Origin of the sequence: Nostoc sp. (assembly GCF_036919615.1) — a bacterium.
In the GTDB taxonomy this organism is placed as follows: domain Bacteria; phylum Cyanobacteriota; class Cyanobacteriia; order Cyanobacteriales; family Nostocaceae; genus Nostoc.
This window is the reverse complement of sequence record NZ_JBALCN010000102.1, coordinates 99,318-116,256: the sequence shown is the minus strand read 5'-3', so window position 1 is coordinate 116,256 and position 16,939 is coordinate 99,318. Positions and strand designations below refer to the sequence as shown.

General features: G+C 41.8%; 17 protein-coding genes. 9 read left to right on the top strand and 8 right to left on the bottom strand.

Annotated features, from left to right (window positions below; genetic code table 11):
* Window positions 1–2: 2 nt before the first annotated feature.
* Window positions 3–2,861 carry a cation-translocating P-type ATPase gene (locus V7K48_RS32135; RefSeq protein WP_335079184.1) on the bottom strand — a complete coding sequence of 953 codons (2,859 nt, stop codon included), beginning with the start codon at window positions 2,859–2,861 and terminating at the stop codon, window positions 3–5.
* A 506-nt stretch (window positions 2,862–3,367) separates the two neighbouring features.
* Between V7K48_RS32135 and V7K48_RS32130 the strand changes: the two genes are divergently transcribed.
* Window positions 3,368–5,038: a transglutaminase family protein gene (locus V7K48_RS32130; protein WP_335078969.1), complete on the top strand. Its 1,671-nt coding sequence runs from the start codon at window positions 3,368–3,370 to the stop codon at window positions 5,036–5,038.
* A 169-nt stretch (window positions 5,039–5,207) separates the two neighbouring features.
* Here V7K48_RS32130 and V7K48_RS32125 read toward each other — a convergent pair whose 3' ends face one another.
* On the bottom strand, window positions 5,208–5,495 hold the full coding sequence (locus V7K48_RS32125; protein WP_335078967.1) for an SUKH-3 domain-containing protein: 288 nt from the start codon (window positions 5,493–5,495) through the stop codon (window positions 5,208–5,210).
* A gap of 21 nt (window positions 5,496–5,516) precedes the next feature.
* On the bottom strand, window positions 5,517–6,371 hold the full coding sequence (locus V7K48_RS32120) for a PD-(D/E)XK nuclease family protein (RefSeq protein ID WP_335078965.1): 855 nt from the start codon (window positions 6,369–6,371) through the stop codon (window positions 5,517–5,519).
* A gap of 146 nt (window positions 6,372–6,517) precedes the next feature.
* Between V7K48_RS32120 and V7K48_RS32115 the strand changes: the two genes are divergently transcribed.
* The gene (locus V7K48_RS32115) at window positions 6,518–7,939 is read left to right on the top strand and encodes a phosphoglucomutase/phosphomannomutase family protein (protein ID WP_335078964.1); all 1,422 of its coding nucleotides are present in this window, start codon (window positions 6,518–6,520) and stop codon (window positions 7,937–7,939) included.
* Between the two features lie 169 nt (window positions 7,940–8,108).
* A complete protein-coding gene (locus V7K48_RS32110) occupies window positions 8,109–8,381 on the top strand; it encodes a LapA family protein (RefSeq protein ID WP_335078962.1) in 273 nt (90 codons plus the stop codon).
* A gap of 80 nt (window positions 8,382–8,461) precedes the next feature.
* Here the strand turns inward: V7K48_RS32110 and V7K48_RS32105 are convergent, their stop codons facing one another.
* The gene (locus V7K48_RS32105) at window positions 8,462–8,866 is read right to left on the bottom strand and encodes a hypothetical protein (protein WP_335078960.1); all 405 of its coding nucleotides are present in this window, start codon (window positions 8,864–8,866) and stop codon (window positions 8,462–8,464) included.
* A 2-nt stretch (window positions 8,867–8,868) separates the two neighbouring features.
* Complete coding sequence (locus tag V7K48_RS32100) at window positions 8,869–9,840, bottom strand: hypothetical protein (protein ID WP_335078958.1); 972 nt, start codon at window positions 9,838–9,840, stop codon at window positions 8,869–8,871.
* Window positions 9,841–10,158: 318 nt separating this feature from the next.
* Between V7K48_RS32100 and V7K48_RS32095 the strand changes: the two genes are divergently transcribed.
* A complete protein-coding gene (locus V7K48_RS32095; RefSeq protein WP_335078956.1) occupies window positions 10,159–10,380 on the top strand; it encodes a hypothetical protein in 222 nt (73 codons plus the stop codon).
* Window positions 10,381–10,672: 292 nt separating this feature from the next.
* On the opposite strand, the gene V7K48_RS32090 is transcribed toward V7K48_RS32095, so the two are convergent.
* Window positions 10,673–11,395: a Uma2 family endonuclease gene (locus V7K48_RS32090; RefSeq protein ID WP_335078954.1), complete on the bottom strand. Its 723-nt coding sequence runs from the start codon at window positions 11,393–11,395 to the stop codon at window positions 10,673–10,675.
* A gap of 281 nt (window positions 11,396–11,676) precedes the next feature.
* On the opposite strand from V7K48_RS32090, the gene V7K48_RS32085 reads away from it, so the two are divergent.
* Window positions 11,677–11,826 (top strand): hypothetical protein, encoded by a 150-nt coding sequence (locus tag V7K48_RS32085; RefSeq protein WP_335078952.1) that lies wholly within the window; start codon window positions 11,677–11,679, stop codon window positions 11,824–11,826.
* Between the two features lie 293 nt (window positions 11,827–12,119).
* Here the strand turns inward: V7K48_RS32085 and ndhD1 are convergent, their stop codons facing one another.
* On the bottom strand, window positions 12,120–13,697 hold the full coding sequence (gene ndhD1 / locus V7K48_RS32080) for a photosynthetic/respiratory NAD(P)H-quinone oxidoreductase subunit D1 (RefSeq protein ID WP_335078950.1): 1,578 nt from the start codon (window positions 13,695–13,697) through the stop codon (window positions 12,120–12,122).
* Between the two features lie 436 nt (window positions 13,698–14,133).
* Here ndhD1 and V7K48_RS32075 point away from each other — a divergent pair, with 436 nt between their 5' ends.
* The 4 genes from V7K48_RS32075 to V7K48_RS32065 all read left to right on the top strand — a co-directional run bounded on the left by V7K48_RS32075 (window position 14,134) and on the right by V7K48_RS32065 (window position 16,181).
* A complete protein-coding gene (locus tag V7K48_RS32075) occupies window positions 14,134–14,298 on the top strand; it encodes a hypothetical protein (protein WP_335078948.1) in 165 nt (54 codons plus the stop codon).
* Window positions 14,299–14,346: 48 nt separating this feature from the next.
* A complete protein-coding gene (locus V7K48_RS32070) occupies window positions 14,347–14,577 on the top strand; it encodes a hypothetical protein (protein ID WP_334928583.1) in 231 nt (76 codons plus the stop codon).
* Window positions 14,574–14,837, top strand: coding sequence for a ParE family toxin-like protein (locus tag V7K48_RS35300; RefSeq protein ID WP_442949503.1), 264 nt, complete (start codon window positions 14,574–14,576; stop codon window positions 14,835–14,837). Before V7K48_RS32070 ends, V7K48_RS35300 begins: the two co-directional genes overlap by 4 nt.
* A gap of 474 nt (window positions 14,838–15,311) precedes the next feature.
* Window positions 15,312–16,181: a hypothetical protein gene (locus V7K48_RS32065; protein WP_335078945.1), complete on the top strand. Its 870-nt coding sequence runs from the start codon at window positions 15,312–15,314 to the stop codon at window positions 16,179–16,181.
* A gap of 37 nt (window positions 16,182–16,218) precedes the next feature.
* Here the strand turns inward: V7K48_RS32065 and V7K48_RS32060 are convergent, their stop codons facing one another.
* Window positions 16,219–16,836 carry a hypothetical protein gene (locus V7K48_RS32060; RefSeq protein ID WP_335078943.1) on the bottom strand — a complete coding sequence of 206 codons (618 nt, stop codon included), beginning with the start codon at window positions 16,834–16,836 and terminating at the stop codon, window positions 16,219–16,221.
* Between the last annotated feature and the right edge of the window lie 103 nt (window positions 16,837–16,939).

The following is a 16,939-nucleotide window of genomic DNA, read 5'->3' as shown; positions in this document are numbered from 1 at the left end:
CTTTACACAGCCTTCTTGCCCATAATCCGCAAAAATATCTTCTCTAATTCAATCCACACAAACATTAAGGCGCTGAAGCCAATACAAACCCCCAATTCCTGCATATTCAGGTAGTGAGTACCAAAGAAATCTCGCAGAGGTGGGACGTAAACTAGCATCAGCTGCAAAATCGTGGTAACGACAACAGCCGCTAGTACAAAGATATTAGAGAAGGGATTCATCTCGATAGTCAGTCGGTTGTTGGAACGAATAGCGATCGCATGACCCATTTGGGCAATACATAAGGTAGTAAATACCATTGTTTTCCAAGTATCGCGATCGCCCTGATAGCCGGGAGCATGGGTATGTTGATAAGCCCACCACATCAAGGCAATGGTGATAATGGCAAATATTATACCAATGCGAATCATATAAGAACCCAATCCTCTAGCGAAAATACTTTCGCGGGGACTAAAAGGCGGACGTTGCATTACATCCGGTTCTGGAGGTTCCACAGCTAATGCCAAAGCTGGTAAGCCGTCTGTTACCAAGTTCATCCACAGAATTTGTAAGGGGGTAAGGGGAACGCCTCCCAAACCAATTAAGGGTGCAGCTGCAATTGTGAGAACTTCGCCAATGTTACTGCCCAGGATGTATTTGATAAAGCGGCGAATATTGGTGTAAACAACTCTGCCTTCTTTGGTGGCGCTGACAATAGTGGCAAAATTGTCATCAAGTAATACCATGTCGCTGGCTTCTTTACTTACATCGGTGCCAGTAATGCCCATTGCAATACCGATGTCGGCTTGTTTGAGGGCTGGGGCATCGTTGACACCATCGCCTGTCATTGCTACAAATCGGCCTCGGCGTTGCAGTGCTTGAACAATTCGCAGTTTGTGTTCTGGAGAAACCCTGGCATAGATGCTCACCAGGTCAACATTTTGCTCTAATTCCTGGTCACTCATCCGCTGCAATTCCTGACCTGTGAGCAGGCGATTGCCTTCTTGGGCGATTCCTAAATCGGTGGCGATCGCTCGTGCTGTTAATTGGTGGTCGCCAGTAATCATCACTGGGCGAATGCCTGCATCCCGACACTCTTGGACTGCTAACCTCACCTCTGGGCGTGGCGCATCTAACATTCCCACCAATCCCAGCCACACCAAGTTTTGCTCGGATATCTCATCTGAACCTTCCGGTGGGATCTCCGTCAGGGGTTTGTAGGCAAAACCTAGAACCCGCAAACCTTTACTCGCCATTTGGTCATTTTCTGCCAAAATTTTCTGGCGTTGTGCTTCGGTTAAAGTAGCCGTGTTATTACCCAAATGAATTTGAGTGGAACGTGCCAAGGTTAACTCGGGAGAACCTTTGGTAAACATTAAGTAAGGTTCAGATTGGAGAAAACTGACGATGGCTGGGTCAACACCTCTCGAAGATGCTTCACTTGTAGCGACTTCCTGCACCTGAGAAATCACACTCATCCGCTTGCGTTCTGAGGAAAAAGGGAACTCCGCAACGCGAGGTAATTTACTGTTCCACTGGTCTTTTTCGATTCCAGCTTTTCCCGCCAGTGTTAATAACGCCCCCTCTGTCGGATCTCCTAAAATTGCCCATTCACCTTGTTCTTTTTGCAACACTGAATCATTACAAACACCACAAGCGACAGACAACGCTAAGATTTCTGGAGACTCCTCTGGGGAAATTTTTTGACCATCTAGCTGAAAATCCCCTACAGGAGCATAACCTTCTCCAGTAACGCGAAAAGTTTTGTTGTTAGTGGAAATCGATTGCACCACCATTTTGTTTTGAGTCAGCGTACCAGTTTTATCAGAACAGATGGTAGTTACAGAACCCAATGTTTCCACTGCTGGTAGTTTGCGAATCAAGGCATTTTGGCGCACCATTCGCTGAGTTCCCAGTGCCAAGGTGACGGTAATTACAGCTGGTAAACCTTCTGGCACCACAGCAACCGCCATACTCAAGGAAACTTCCAAGAGTTCTTGGATGTTTTTAAAACCTCCGTCCTTGATCACACCGCCGGCGACGACGATCGCCACCAGAATCAAAGAACCTGTAACCAAGACATTGCCCAGTTGAGTCATCCGCTGCTGTAACGGTGTCGGCTCACTTTCCACTGCTTGCAACATGATGGCAATTTTGCCTAGTTCTGTAGTCATGCCGGTGTTAGTCACCAGAACCTTGGCTCGTCCTTGGACTACTTCGGTTCCTTGAAACACGACATTTAGGCGATCGCCTAATGATGTTTCCTCGGGCAATTTTAGTGATGCCTGTTTATTTACCGCTTCGGCTTCACCAGTCAATGCCGACTCACGTATTTGTAAATTAGACTCTTCTATCAAGCGTCCATCTGCGGCTATCTGCATCCCAGCTTCCAGCTGCATTACATCCCCTGGGACTAGTTCCTTGGCTGCTATCTCCACCAGTCTAGCGTCGCGGAAGACCCGCACTAAGGGAGAGGTCATTTTTTTCAATGCTGCCAGAGCTTTTTCGGCACGGCTTTCTTGGACGTAGCCGAGTATGCCATTGAGGATGACAATTGCTAAGATAGCAATCGTATCTTTAAATGGCACTTCACCAGGCTTCAAATTGCCCGACTGCAAACGCATCAGGTCTAAAAACCCTGAAATCAGAGCGACGCCAATCAGCATCAACAACATAATGTTCTTGAACTGATCCAGCAGAATTTCCCAAGCACTACGGCCAGCAGTTTCTTCTAATTCGTTGGGGCCGTATTTTTGCAATCTCTGTTGAATATCTTGGGATGTTAAGCCACTGTCCGCGTTACTATCGAGCAGGTCTAGCGCTTTCTTAACTTCTAAACTATGCCAAACAGCGGCACCTTCAGGCAGAGAATTAGCAGACATCGTGTGGGTCACAGCAAATGGTTACAAAATTCGATCATAATTTAGTGATGGCAGGAATTCCATCTCCTAAAGTTACATTAAGGCTGTCACCCAGTTATATGAGTGTATATGTAATTCTTAATATTTGTAAATTTATACTTTTTTAAGATAGTGTTATTTCTCACGAAAGAGTTTTTCGGAACACATTGTACCGATAATTGTGAGTAATAAAGCTTTGAAGCTTTGTTACAGAAGCATATGCCACAATTAATTTTAAGCTGCCATTGCTTTAATTGACATCTAGTTAATAGCCAGGATGCATGGCACGAGTGCATTTCTTCTCTACCAGACCAGAGGCGAACATTTGAAATTTTGCGAAAAGTAAAGCCAGTTGCTTGTGTATTTACCCGCTCAAGCAAACTCGCATACCAGTAGGGTTTCTTGACTAGAGCAAACTTTTCAAGCCAAATTTTGAATTTTGAATTGCTTAGGTGTGCTAAACCATTGAATAAATATGCTTAATATGTATGAGTTTCACATTTCCCACTTTGACCGTTAGCCAGATGTTTGGGCAAAAAACAATTCGACCGCTTACTGCTGCTACCCTGTATGGCATTACTTTCATTAAAGATAGACTGATTGCCATTGACAGTATTAAAGGGCATCTACTGGAGATTGATCCCACCTCTGACAACAGCAAAATTATCAATCCTCATCAAGTAAAAGAATTTACCGATGTCACTGGTCTAGCGGCGTGGGAAGATACTTTGTGGGTGAGCCGAGAAAATAGTGTTTACTTGTGCAAGCTCAATGCTTTGGATCTAGAACATTTTGTGACATTGCCTTATGAGGCTGATGGCGTTGCTGTTTGGGAAACAACAGTTTATGTCAGCTGCCAAAGGCTGGGCTACATTCTGATTTTTGACCGCCAAACGCGAAAAGAGATTACCAGATTTTATGCCCCTGGAGTTGGGATAGAGAATTTGGCAGTTAGTCAGGAAATGCTGTGGATTTGCGATCGCACCGAACAATCAGTTTACGCGATGGACAGGGCCACAGGAGAACTTCAATTCAGTGTCCTGACACCCTTTGAATCTCCCACAGGCATAGCGATCCATAAAAATAGCGAAACAGGCAAAGAAAGTATTTATGTCGCTTATGCTTCAGAGGAGCCTTATATCCGAGACAACCCAAATGCTGATCCCAGTCATGAGCTAACGTTCCGCGATCGCACTTTTATTCATCCCCTGTATTATGATTACCAGCCAGATAAGCGCTACGCCCTTTCTAATGGCTATCTGATTGAAATGTCCTATGCCGAGGAAATTGCTCCCTTAGACGAGGTTTATTTACCTGATGTAGAATGGCGTATCGCCCTACCCTCGGAAACTGAGCGTCAAAAGGTAAAACACGTTGAACCCATTGGTATACCCTTTACTGAAGAGGTGGTAGAGGGACAACGTGTAGCAGTCTTTAAATTTGATTCTCTTGCTCCAGGTGAACGGCATATATTTGGCTGGAAAGCACTTTTGGAAGTTCGAGGGATTAAGTATCGCATCACACCCAGAGATGTGGAAGACGTTCCTGAACTGTCCCCAGAATTACAAACACGCTACTTAGTCGATGATGACGATTTAGCAATGGATACTACCATTGTTCGCCGTGCTGCCAGAGAAGCGATTGGTTCTGAAACCAATGTGCTGCGGAAAATGCACAGAATCCGCAACTACGTTTATGATGAGTTATCCTACGGTATTAAACCTTACATTGACCCGCCAGATACAGTTTTAGAACGGGGTGTTGGTTCGTGTGGCGAATATGTCGGCGTTTTACTTGCCCTATCCCGTTTAAATCGCATCCCTTGTCGGACTGTAGGTAGATACAAATGCCCTGCTCATAGTGACTTACAAGGTGTGCCTCTGCAACCCGACTTTAATCATGTTTGGCTGGAGTTCTACGTCCCGAATTTTGGCTGGTTGCCAATGGAATCAAATCCTGACGATGTGAGTGAAGGTGGGCCTTATCCAACGCGCTTTTTTATGGGCTTATGCTGGTATCACATTGAAATTGGTAAAGGTATCACCTTTGAAACTGTGACAAGTCAAGGTTCACGGTTAACCAAAGAAGATATCCCCATTGGCGATTTGGCGATAAATCATATTCGGTTCACGATTCTTAAAGAATTACCACCCTTTTGAATTAGGGCATTGGGCATTCTGGAAAGGCGCTGATAAAGCCAGTAAGGTGTGTTATGGCGTAGTCTAACGCACCTTAATACTCTCTGCTTAACCCCCATTTGTGTCTACTTCTGAACTCTTGTTCCTATTCAAGTATTCTTCAAACAATTCAAAAAATTTCTCTAGTGCCTCATACTCGTCTACAGAATAGAAAAGAATCTTCAACCCTTTCAGGATAGATATGTGAAGCAGTAACCGTTGGATTAATGTAAAATTCGTCCTTTTCTTCTCTAAGGCGATGATGTGGGTGTACCACTCGTAAGCCCCCAAACTGCCTTAGAAAATCCACTACAACTGCATGAATAGGATACCCTTCTGACTGCAAGCTTTTTTCGTATTCGCTTGTATTCACACAACGGTCTTCGCTCCATCCTGCCTGCTGTAACAATGCTCTTGTTTCTATTGAAAATACTGCCATAAGTAATTATTCCTTTTCCTATTAAATATTAACTCTTAAACTGGGCAGGGGATATGATTGATGCTGCTTAAAATCGGCAAAATCACAGATTGAGTTAAATGGGCAAAAGCGGCAGTGAGAGCCAGGATTTGGAGGAAAAATTTTACTGAAATTACTAGTTTTTTCCTGATATTTTTGCAAATCGTGCTGGTGCTTGTGGGCAACATTCGCTAACTCAAATTTTAATGATTCTAATTCACTATTATTGATACTAATTAACTCAGATTTTTTACATATTTCTAAATTATAAAATGATGCAACAGCTTGCCGTTCCGGGTAAAGATAACGAGCAGCTAGCAAATAAACTAATGCCTGTCGTCGGTCAAAAGCCGATTTACCAGTTTTGAAATCTAAAATATGTAAAGTGCTATCAGACTCAATGAAAACGCAGTCCATAGCCGCATATAAACGAAAGCAATAATCTTCTTGTTCAACTACTATCGGTTTAGGAAAGCCTTCATCACCCGGAGTTAATTGGATAATATCTTTATCCAAAAGCAACGGAGCATCGTGATATTTTTTCAAAATTTGCAGCACGCGTTGCTGGACTTGATCGCTTGAGTTGCCTAATTTCAGTAGCTGTGCAACTCTTTCTACACCATCTGCTTGCTTCAACAGATGCCTGTGATGATGAAACTCATAAACGCCTTTTTGAGCGAGTATCCCAATCCGCTGGGGTGCAGTGGCTTGCGCTAAAAGCGCTTTGACTTGTGGTTCGTGTTGCCGCGCTTTGATAAACCCCCGTCTCATCTGGCAATGCCAGCGTTCTTGCCCGGTCGCTGGGGCAACTAGAGACCAAAGGTGATAACTGGCAAAAGGTCGATCGGGGGTTGACATTGCTCAGAAACAGTGAGAAAAAATACGATAGGGAGAAGTTTAACCTAAGGCTTCCTTAGAAAAGAACTTCGGAGGATGCTTGCTGCTACACACGCTTTGCGGGAAGCTTTAATAGTACTGATAATGTACCGGAGCAAGTGGCAAAAATGTCCAGCAAGATAAAATTTGGCACCGATGGATGGCGAGGGATTATTGCCGATGACTTTACTTTCCCAAATGTGCGAAAAGTAACAAGAGCAATAGCCACTTACTTAGAAACAGCCTACACAAAAGATAGACCAGTACTTATTGCCTACGATACTCGCTTTTTAGCTGACGAGTTTGCCCAAACAGCCGCTCAAGTCCTAGCAGACTTGGGTTGGACTGTCAAAATTACTGATCGGGATTGCCCCACACCAGTAATTGCCTACAACGCCCGTCACCTAAATTCCGCAGGAGCGTTGATGTTTACTGCTAGCCATAATCCAGCACCCTACTGTGGAATTAAATATATACCCGATTATGCTGGGCCTGCCACTCCAGAGATTACTGATACTATCGTCGCAAATATAGAAAGTGCATCGGATGAGTTGCCTGGGAGCAACCCATCGGGTTCAATTTCTATTTTCGATCCGAAACCAGATTACCTGCAATTTATCTACACCCTACTTGATGTAGAAAAGATCAAAAGCGCTAATTTAAAGGTAAAGTACGATGCGCTCTATTCTACCTCTCGCGGCTATTTAGATGAAGTTTTGCAACATAGTGGTGTTCAGTTAGAAAGTTTTCACGATTGGAGGGATGTGTTATTTGGGGGTGGAATGCCAGAACCCAAAGGAGAACAATTAGTTGAGTTAGTGGAAGCTGTACTTCGCGATCAAGCAGATTTGGGCTTGGCAACGGATGGAGATAGCGATCGCTTTGGTATCGTTGATGAACAAGGAAACGTCCTTACTCCTAATACTGTGCTGCTACTCTTAGCACGTCATTTAATCAAAAACAAAGGTAAAACCGGCGCGATAGTCCGCACTGTGGCTACAACCCACCTGCTGGATAATTTTGCTGCTAAAAATGGGCTGCAAATTTACGAAACAGCAGTTGGTTTTAAATACATCGGCGAAAAAATGCGGGAAACTGCTGTATTAATTGGTGGAGAAGAATCAGGCGGTTTGAGTATTATCGGGCATATTCCCGAAAAAGACGGGGTTTTAGCCGATATGCTGGTGGCAGAAGCGATCGCCTATGAAGGCAAACCTTTGAGTCAACTTGTCAAAGAAGCGATCGCTGAAGCCGATGGCCCACTTTACAACAACCGCCTAGACTTGCACCTCACAGAGGCGCACAAAACCGCCGTCATCGATTCTTTTTCCAAAAATCCACCTACAGAGGTAGCAGGAATTAAAGTCAAGGAAGTCGGGCGTAAAGACGGTATTAAGCTCTATTTAGAAGAAGGTAGCTGGATTTTACTGCGTCCTTCTGGTACAGAACCACTGGTGCGCGTCTACCTAGAAACCAACACTCCCGAAAAACTCACCCAAATCGCCCAAGAGTTAGAGAGTGTCATTGCTAGATTAGAGGCAGCAGTTTAATCAATCAGAGTTAGGAGTTAAGAGTTATGAGTTAGGAGTTAAGAGTTGTAAATTAGCAATTCTTAACTCCTAACTCATAACTTCGATCAAAATGTGAATTAATAACTCCTCACTCCTAACTCCTGTACAGACGCGATTAATTGCGTCTCTTTTTAACTTTTATCAAAATATGAAAATTGCTCCTTTTTTGACATCTCTAGTTGTAGCGGTTTGGGTAATAGCGATCGCAATTATTTCAGTCCAAAATGCCACACCCGTATCGTTGAAATTCTTAACATTCCAATCGATTCAGATACCAATGGGTTTAGTGCTAGCTTTCAGTGCCGGTGTAGGGTTAATTGGCGTGGCACTGTTGCAACCTCTCTGGGGACTTGCTAGTTTTGGCCAGCGTAATTCTCGATTGGAAGACGATGCTGAATTTTTTGTTGATGAAGATTTTTGAGGTTTGAATAGCTGTGCAGTACCAAAATATTATTACAATCGAACCAGGAAAACGAGGAGAGCGATCGCACTATTATAAAATCAAAATGTCCATTCATGATCTGGATCATCTAAGGCGGCGCGAACAGAAGCTAAGTTAGCAAGGTCTTTGAAAGGGCTAGATTTAGCAATTTCTGTGATTGAATTTAAGGTAAGGGCTAGTTGGTGATTATTGCCAGATGCGATCGCACTATCAACCACAGCAAATAAAGCGCGAAAGTTTTCTGCACGTTCATCAAAAGAGCGATCTAGATACGCCATCAGCAACTCTCGCTGGGCGTTAATCTTGGTGATTGTTTCTTTTTCCCAAGCCTCAATTTCTCGCCGCTTTGTCTGTTCCTGTTCGGCAATTATTTTATATTCACTATAGGCTGAAACCATTTGCTGTAAGCATTCAGCAGGATTGATAAATTCCTTGACTAGTGTGGTAACTTTTTTGGACGACATTTCTAATTACCTCCCCAAGTACGATACTTGGCTTGTATAGTCGCAGTAATAGGATTCAACTGCCCTTCACTATCTAAAACAGGAGTTTTCATGATTTCTGCAAGTGCTTTAACAAAAAGTGCTACTTTTTGAAACTTACTAGCATCCCTGTTTTTGTTGAATGATGGTAAAGATTCGAGTTCTTGAAGACCTAAAATAGTGCATTCATTCAGATATTCAAATAGACCCCCTAACTCAATAATCCTCTGTCTTACTTGTTGCATAAAGTCTCTTGCTGCTTCAATTTTAACGATCGCAGTATTGACTTCAGCGTTATACTCCCATGCCTTTGTCAATGCTTTTTCGCCTTCACCAGCAAGCACAAAACCTCCAATAAGGACAGCGGGGCCAACGGTGATACCACCTAACACAAGAGAACCAAGAGCCATGCCTCCGCCACCGGCAGCTAATGAGCCACCGCCCAGCCATGCTAGAGTTGCATTCCACGCTGCTGCACCGCTAAGTCCTCCTATAAGTGTCCCAGTACTGGCTACTCCTACAGAGGTAGCAAGACTCATTGCACCACCGTATCCTGCTGTTGCTGCCCCAATCGCCTTAGTGCCACCTTTGAAAAACTGTTCAGCTTCTATTGCGGCGGTCTTGTACTCCTTAATCTGTTGAACTGAAATTCCTTCCAGCCCTTCTAAGAACTCCTTCTCACTTTGTTTTGTTTTACCGATATTTTGTTCGATAAAGTCAACAAAGCGTCCAATTGTACTCATCATCACATCAAGCTGAAGTTGACCATACTCTTTTGCAAACTCGTTAGTCACCTCCCAGTCTGCTTTTAATTCATTGACTGCATATAAGTGACAGTTTTCGGCACGTTCACCAATTTCTTTTGCCTCATTCATATTGCCAACACCTTCAGCACCTTTTACTGCTCCGAAGGCTCCAGTAGCCAAAGCAGCAGCACCTAAGATAAGTGGAATCATGAAATACTCCTGATTGTGATTAGTATTTGGTTAGTACTTGTCTAAGGGTTAAACATAAAAACAAGGCATCACCTTATACTTCTCTTTCCCAGAGATACCAACTAATGAACATTCAGAAGGGATAAATTTGATACTGCGATGAATGCAGCTGTTAATCCTTTTCGTCTGGAGTGCGATCGCTCATCACTGTAGATTGATTTGACTTGAGAAAACCTAGTAATTTATATATGTAGCAACTACTCTACTTGTGCGTAGACGCTTTTTAGCAGCTTGCCGCAGGGATTGCAACTGTTAGGATAAAGGGCAGGAGAATTTATTATGTCTAGTACTGACCAAGAGATATACAGCCAAGTTGTTTGTAACTTATCATCGACTGAGCGGCTAGGCTTGGCAACCCTGATTCTAAATGAGCTAGTCGAGCAAAACTTGTCTATCATCGACCAAAGTGATACTTGGACTGAGCAAGATCAGCTTGATTTAGCATCCTTCTCCTTGGAGTACACAGCTTCAATTTTTCCTGAAAGCTACGAATTGGTATAAGTTGGGCAGCTTTGGGTTAGTTGTAGCTTTAGGTAATCAATAAAGTCTAGAATTTCTCTATCAGTGAACAGTAATCATTGTCTTTTTTGACAAAAACATATTGAGGTTTTGGGACTGCTCCAAAGCCTAATTTAACTTCCATATTTTTGATGAAGGTTTTGGTAAATATATTTATTGAGCAACCAGCCTTTACGATTTGTACCGTCAAGCTATGAGTTACTTTATAGATATAATTCCCTAACCAGCAAGCAAATTAACATTAAGACAGCGAAAATTCCGAAATTTGGTGAATCTATGACAAAGTTTCTGGATCAACACCAAGCGCCTTCAACCTTTCCACTAACATTTTTACCTGTTGTTCTGCTTCCACACGTCGCTGTTCTTCAAAAGCTGTGCGTTCTTCGGCTTCCCTGATGCGTTCTTCTGGTGTCAGCAATTTTTGCCCTTCTTCGTCATACCAGTACAGCCACTCCCGCACTATACCTTGATAAATTCCCCGTTCTCGCCCAATTCCTAAACCAATCTCTGGTAGCCAAACAGGATTTCCTGACATTAAAATATATTCCCCATCAACTAAGTGATACACCTCCAAAGGCGGCTTTTTACGCCGAAGCGGACTATATACAACGTAGTACAAAATTCCTAATTCTTTGGCATACAATTCTTTCTTGCTGCTATATTCTTCCCGATATATTTGGGAAACAACTTCTAGTGCTAAAATCGGCAGTTTATTTTCTTCCCATAGCACATAACTCAGGCGCAAGTCCTCATCAATGAAGCGTTTAACTCCTAAGCTGAGAAACCCATTAGGGACAATGGCTGGTTTATCTGGGTGATAATAAATACCCATCTCAACACCAAAGAACCAATCCCAGCGATCGCACCAAACCAAAGCCAGTGTCGTTTTCAGCAAGCCGGGAATTAAATTTTGGAGTTCATTATCCACAGCGGTATCATCTGAGTCGGGTAATTCTTCGGAAGATGGCAAACAATGTAGCGGATTGTAGTTTAACATGAGCGGTTTTGCCAAATCTTATTTTAGATAGATTGTAGGTAATCTATTGATGTGCGATCGCAGCGCCAGAATAAAGAACCATTTTTAGCGACGCCGAATAGCCCGTCGTAGACATCGCCTGTGGATCTTTTCTCAGTATTCACAGACTTGTGATTGCAAAATTTTACATTAAAGTCGTGATTTTTCGGTACTGACTACCAAAGTCTCTAACTGACAATAGCAAAAAAGTGCGGAATATTGTTCAAATCAAACATTCGAGAAGTCACAGAGTATTCAATTTAATGGTGAATCTGGTGGCTGGGCTGATTATCCATACCTACCAGGATAAAAATACTTCTAAAATAATACGAAGTTACGAATTTGAAGAGATAAAAGTAAAAAAGTTTTTGGCTATTGATGATGTGTTTGGAGACCAAATTAATATTGTCTAAAAAGGTGAGTAAACCTTCTTGGCATTAGAAAAAAATAGAAGGATTTTGAAGATTTAAACTAAAAAATTGACTTATATCATTTATTTGTGAGGCTGCTCAAAATTTTCTTTCTGTGCTTTGCGTTCTTCTCTACGAGACGCTGCGCGAATGCGGTTCTTTCCTCATATAGTTTGGTGCATCTTCATACAGAATTGGTATTAGCGATCGCCTCCAAGCAATATATATCAAAAAAGGGCAGGTAGAAAACCCGCCCTCAAAGTAATAAATATTTCAACTAAACTAGCGATCGTAACTTAATTACCAATTGACGGCGCACTCAAAGAAACCTTTAGTGCATCGTCTTTTTGCTGTGCTAATGTCGGCACAGAATCACGCAATCTTGCTGTCAATTGTACAGTTGTGGCGTCATACATTTGAGTCAGCAACTTCGGATAAAAACCAATACCAATAATTGGCACTAACAAACAAGCAATAATAAATACTTCGCGGGGTTCAGCATCTATCAAAGCTTGGTGAGAAACTAATTCCTTGTTCTCTTCTCCGTAGAAAATTTCCCGCAACATCGACAGCAGATAAATCGGAGTTAAAATTACTCCCACTGCCATCAAAAACACCACAATGACTTTGAAGGTAGAGCTATAAGCATCGCTAGTAGCAAAGCCGACAAACACCATTAATTCTGCCACAAAACCGCTCATTCCTGGCAATGCCAAAGAAGCCATTGAACAGGTGGTAAACATGGCGAAAACCTTCGGCATTCTCTTACCAACACCGCCCATTTCATCCAACATCAGGGTATGTGTGCGATCATAAGTTGCGCCAACGAGGAAGAACAAACTCGCCCCAATTAATCCGTGGGAAACCATTTGCAACACTGCCCCACTTAAACCCAAATCGGTGAAGGAGGCGATACCAATCATCACAAAGCCCATGTGAGAAATTGAGGAGTAGGCAATTTTTCGCTTCAGGTTGCGCTGGGCAAAGGATGTCAAGGCAGCGTAGATGATATTAACTACCCCCAAAACCACCAATACTGGTGCAAAAAAAGCGTGGGCATCGGGGAGCATTTGGGCATTCATCCGAATTAAGGCGTAACCACCCATTTTCAGGAGAATACCTGCCAATAACATGTGTACAGGGGCTGTAGCTTCCCCGTGGGCATCAGGTAGCCAGGTGTGCAAGGGAATAATCGGCAACTTGACGGCGTAGGCAATCAGGAAGCCAGCATAGAGGGCAAGTTGGAAATTCAGGGCGAAATCCTTTAAGGCGAGCGATCGCATATCGAACGTCACCGTATCGCCGTAAAATCCCATTGTCAGGGCAGACAGCAAAATAAACAGCGAACCACCAGCGGTGTATAAAATAAATTTTGTCGCTGCATATTGTCGCCTTTTGCCACCCCAAATCGACAGCAGAAAGTATATCGGCACCAGTTCCAGTTCCCACACCAGGAAAAATAACAGCATATCCTGGACAGCGAACACGGCAATCTGACCGCCATACATCGCCAAAATCAAGAAGTAAAATAGCTTGGGCTTGAAGGTAATAGGCCAAGCTGCTAAAATCGCCAGTGTGGTAATGAATCCAGTCAAAATAATTAGGGGCATGGATAAGCCATCTGCCCCTACTGACCAATTCAAATCTAGTTGGGGTACCCAGGGGTAACTCTCCACCAACTGCAAACCTGGATTGGAGAAATCATACCTAGTATAAAAAGCATAAACAATTAGTGCAAAATCTATCAGCCCTACGATCAGGGAGTACCAGCGCACTGTTTTGCCTTCTTTATCAGGAATGATCGGAAGAAGTAGCGACGCCGCTATCGGAAACAGAATAATCGTCGTCAGCCACGGAAAATTAGCTGTATTCATCACAATTCGTCTGCTATCAAAATCATGTTTGGCAAAAAGTCACTAGTTATTAACTAACAGCTTTTTGAGGATTTCGTCTTCCTCGTTAGGTTGATTTAATTAAATTGCCAATCCTCCATTGTTTCTCTTGAGAATCTTTTTTGACAGTTGGGGGTGCGGAATGTGCGTTGTGATACTCCCAATCAAGTTAAAAATTTGCCTTAAAAAAGCCGCTAAAATTATAGTTTAGTGGTGCGATCGCGTCATCCAACCCATCGCTAAAAATACACGATGCTGTTTGGTGGTTGTTGAAAAAAGCAATTTGGTGCAAAAAAGCATAACAGGAGAAATAACCATAATGATAATCGCACAAATTGAAAATCAGATTCGTTATGTCACCAACATAGAGGGAGAAACAACAGATGTACTCGTCCCTGTAGAACTTTAGCAACAGCTTATGAGTTCCATAAATTATGATAACGTCAGTGGTTTAGCTTGGATTGATGAACAAGAGTCAAAAGCACAAATATTAGCCGATTTGCAAGAGTCAGTGCGGCAAGCAGCAGTAGGACAAACTTTCCCAGTTTCAGAGCTTTGGGACTACAGTAGGCGATTTGATTGAGTTTTTTTAGTAAAATAGACAGAGAAAGTTGATAAGGGAAATTTGATTATGTCATCTCCAGCGATCGCTACTGTAATTAAGATGATGGAATCTTTATCTGAAGATGTGCAAGAAAGAGTTGCAGAACATCTCCGAGAGTACCTGGAAGATTTGCAAGATGAATTGAAATGGGATAAATCATTTAAGAAAACTCAACAACAACTGATTGCATCTGCCCAATCTGCTAAAAGAGAGATTGCAGAAGGACTTGCAAAACCAATGAACTATGAAAAGTTATGAAGTCTGCAAGTCTTCCTTCTTTTTGGGATAAATATCAGTGTCTTGACAAGCAAGTTAGACAGAGTGCAAGAAAAGCTTATCAGTTATGGAGAGAAAATCCTTTTTATCCGTCTTTGCATTTCAAATGTATAAATAACGAGGAGAATATTTGGTCTGTCAGGATAACTCGTAATTATCGAGCAATTGGGGTTTTGGAGGGTGATACAGTTACATGGTTCTGGATAGGTAGCCATGACGATTATGAGAGTTTTTTCTCATAACACGATCACTATTTTATTTACCACTTGTTGGATAGCATGACGCGAGAAAACGAAATTTTGACAATACATGAATTATTTTTTTAAAATTATATTTATTGAAAAATTTATTATTTTGCTAAATGTTAGGCTTCTATTAATTTGTAGGGTGGGTTACGGGTTACGGCGCAAAAAGATTATTATATTTTACCTCTTTATCGCGATCGCCAAATTCAAATTGACATTCAACCCATTATTGATCAGTTACAGGCTAGAAATTTTATCGGTGATCAAATCTCTGGGATAGACTTGACCGTTTTTAAAGTTCGAGCAAAAAATAGTGATATCCCGACGGGCAAAAGTGGTGGATATCGCGTGAGCTATCAAGTTGTCTGACCTAAATGTGTCTTATCTTCTACTCCGAGAGTACCTGGAAGATTTGCAAGATAAAGCTCTAATAAGTTATACAAGTACTGTTGTTTAAGATGTAACATTTAAATGTCACTTCAATTTCCTGATTCATGGCGCTTTAAATCTTCACCAGATTCAGTTATTCCTAATGCAGCGATTGATGAATTTGAGAAACTTATTGGCATAATAGTAGCTAAGGGAAATCGCTGGGAGTTACTAGAGTATTTTAAAGAGTGTTTTGCCCATGCAGTAGGCTCTACGAGTGTCTGGAGTACTTCAGAGAGTTGGGCAAGCACAGATTTACGGTCATATTTGGAAGACGCGGCTAAAAACTCACCCCTGTTTCTAGAGGCGTTCTACGAGGCGTGTGAGAATCTTCGAGATAAATATGCAATCCCTGACATTGAACGTATCAACGATATTTGTCTTGAACACAAGATTGCTTATCAAATCCATCCACCAAAACTTGTGAAGCTATCCGAAGGTGAAGAAGCTATCCCTGTGGCCGAATCGCCATCAACCTTTACTGAGTCTGCAAGGCAACTCATTACTAAGTCTCTAAGCCGTTCTGAACAACTACTGATTGAAAATCGGGCTAGAGAAGCAGTTCAAGAACTGCTTTGGATTCTAGAATCAATTACAACTGCTTTTAGAGGTGAGCAATTACCATCTGGCACAATAATAAAAGGGACATACTTTAACCTAATTGTGAAAGAACTCCGTAATGCAAATGAAGGGACAGCAATCAAGTATATATTAAAATCTTTAGAAAGTTTACATGGTTATCATTCGTCACCAACTGGTGGTGGTAGTCGGCATGGACTTGATCTAAAAGAGGGCAAACCAATGACTCTTTCTGAAGGTCACTTATTCTGTAATCTTATTCGTTCTTACATTTCTTTCTTTCTTACCGAGTATGAAATACTTATAAATAATGATGTGTTGGACAATTTCTAACAATGTGTTGCAGCAAATTGCAGCGAAAAGCGATTATTCAGCTAACAGACATCAGAAAAACTTTGTGTTTGTTTGATATTTGAACCTTTTCTTGCTCACTTAAGCATTTAATAGCATTGTAGTTTCCAAACCGCGTATGTCCTTCTACAAGCTGATATGGGCGATTTAATTCTGCATAATTTGGTATATTAATCATATTTTCAGTTTTTAATACAATTATTGGAACTAGCCAAGTTCCAGACTGCCTCCAATAATCTTTATCTACATCAGTGCATGATAGATGCTCAAAATTTGATATATGACTTTTGCGGTCTACATAATCCTTAAAGCCTGAAAATATCTGCACTTTAGAAAACTCTTTTTCAGACCAATGAACAAGGTTAAAAGTCACTTGATGGTAATTAATCCAGCCATAGTTATTTACCATATCGAAATCATAAATATGCTCAAATTGCCACTGAATAAGTACGTCTATAGGAATATTGTTAAATATTGATATTATCCTTTGTGAATATTCTAAAGGTGTTTCATCAGATGGATCTCGATAATTAAACTTGCGTCTTGGCTTGAGTTGTTTCCATGTATTATGGCTTCGTTCCCAAACTTCATCATCTGGTATATAATGCCGCCTGATTCTGATCTCTTCTTCTGTCATAAATAACTGAATGTTCTGAACGATTTTATTTTTTGAATATCATTAAACATCTTGAAAAAATCAGGGCGGAACTAGAAGGCTAAACTTTTATGGCTTGTATTAA

What these genes read in the sequence shown, in the direction of transcription:
- V7K48_RS32135 (WP_335079184.1), bottom strand. Translation starts at nt 2,861, where the DNA reads ATGTCTGCTAATTCTCTGCCTGAAGGTGCCGCTGTTTGGCATAGTTTA.
- V7K48_RS32130 (WP_335078969.1), top strand. Translation starts at nt 3,368, where the DNA reads ATGAGTTTCACATTTCCCACTTTGACCGTTAGCCAGATGTTTGGGCAA.
- V7K48_RS32125 (WP_335078967.1), bottom strand. Translation starts at nt 5,495, where the DNA reads ATGGCAGTATTTTCAATAGAAACAAGAGCATTGTTACAGCAGGCAGGA.
- V7K48_RS32120 (WP_335078965.1), bottom strand. Translation starts at nt 6,371, where the DNA reads ATGTCAACCCCCGATCGACCTTTTGCCAGTTATCACCTTTGGTCTCTA.
- V7K48_RS32115 (WP_335078964.1), top strand. Translation starts at nt 6,518, where the DNA reads ATGTCCAGCAAGATAAAATTTGGCACCGATGGATGGCGAGGGATTATT.
- V7K48_RS32110 (WP_335078962.1), top strand. Translation starts at nt 8,109, where the DNA reads ATGAAAATTGCTCCTTTTTTGACATCTCTAGTTGTAGCGGTTTGGGTA.
- V7K48_RS32105 (WP_335078960.1), bottom strand. Translation starts at nt 8,866, where the DNA reads ATGTCGTCCAAAAAAGTTACCACACTAGTCAAGGAATTTATCAATCCT.
- V7K48_RS32100 (WP_335078958.1), bottom strand. Translation starts at nt 9,840, where the DNA reads ATGATTCCACTTATCTTAGGTGCTGCTGCTTTGGCTACTGGAGCCTTC.
- V7K48_RS32095 (WP_335078956.1), top strand. Translation starts at nt 10,159, where the DNA reads ATGTCTAGTACTGACCAAGAGATATACAGCCAAGTTGTTTGTAACTTA.
- V7K48_RS32090 (WP_335078954.1), bottom strand. Translation starts at nt 11,395, where the DNA reads ATGTTAAACTACAATCCGCTACATTGTTTGCCATCTTCCGAAGAATTA.
- V7K48_RS32085 (WP_335078952.1), top strand. Translation starts at nt 11,677, where the DNA reads ATGGTGAATCTGGTGGCTGGGCTGATTATCCATACCTACCAGGATAAA.
- ndhD1 (WP_335078950.1), bottom strand. Translation starts at nt 13,697, where the DNA reads ATGAATACAGCTAATTTTCCGTGGCTGACGACGATTATTCTGTTTCCG.
- V7K48_RS32075 (WP_335078948.1), top strand. Translation starts at nt 14,134, where the DNA reads ATGAGTTCCATAAATTATGATAACGTCAGTGGTTTAGCTTGGATTGAT.
- V7K48_RS32070 (WP_334928583.1), top strand. Translation starts at nt 14,347, where the DNA reads ATGTCATCTCCAGCGATCGCTACTGTAATTAAGATGATGGAATCTTTA.
- V7K48_RS35300 (WP_442949503.1), top strand. Translation starts at nt 14,574, where the DNA reads ATGAAGTCTGCAAGTCTTCCTTCTTTTTGGGATAAATATCAGTGTCTT.
- V7K48_RS32065 (WP_335078945.1), top strand. Translation starts at nt 15,312, where the DNA reads ATGTCACTTCAATTTCCTGATTCATGGCGCTTTAAATCTTCACCAGAT.
- V7K48_RS32060 (WP_335078943.1), bottom strand. Translation starts at nt 16,836, where the DNA reads ATGACAGAAGAAGAGATCAGAATCAGGCGGCATTATATACCAGATGAT.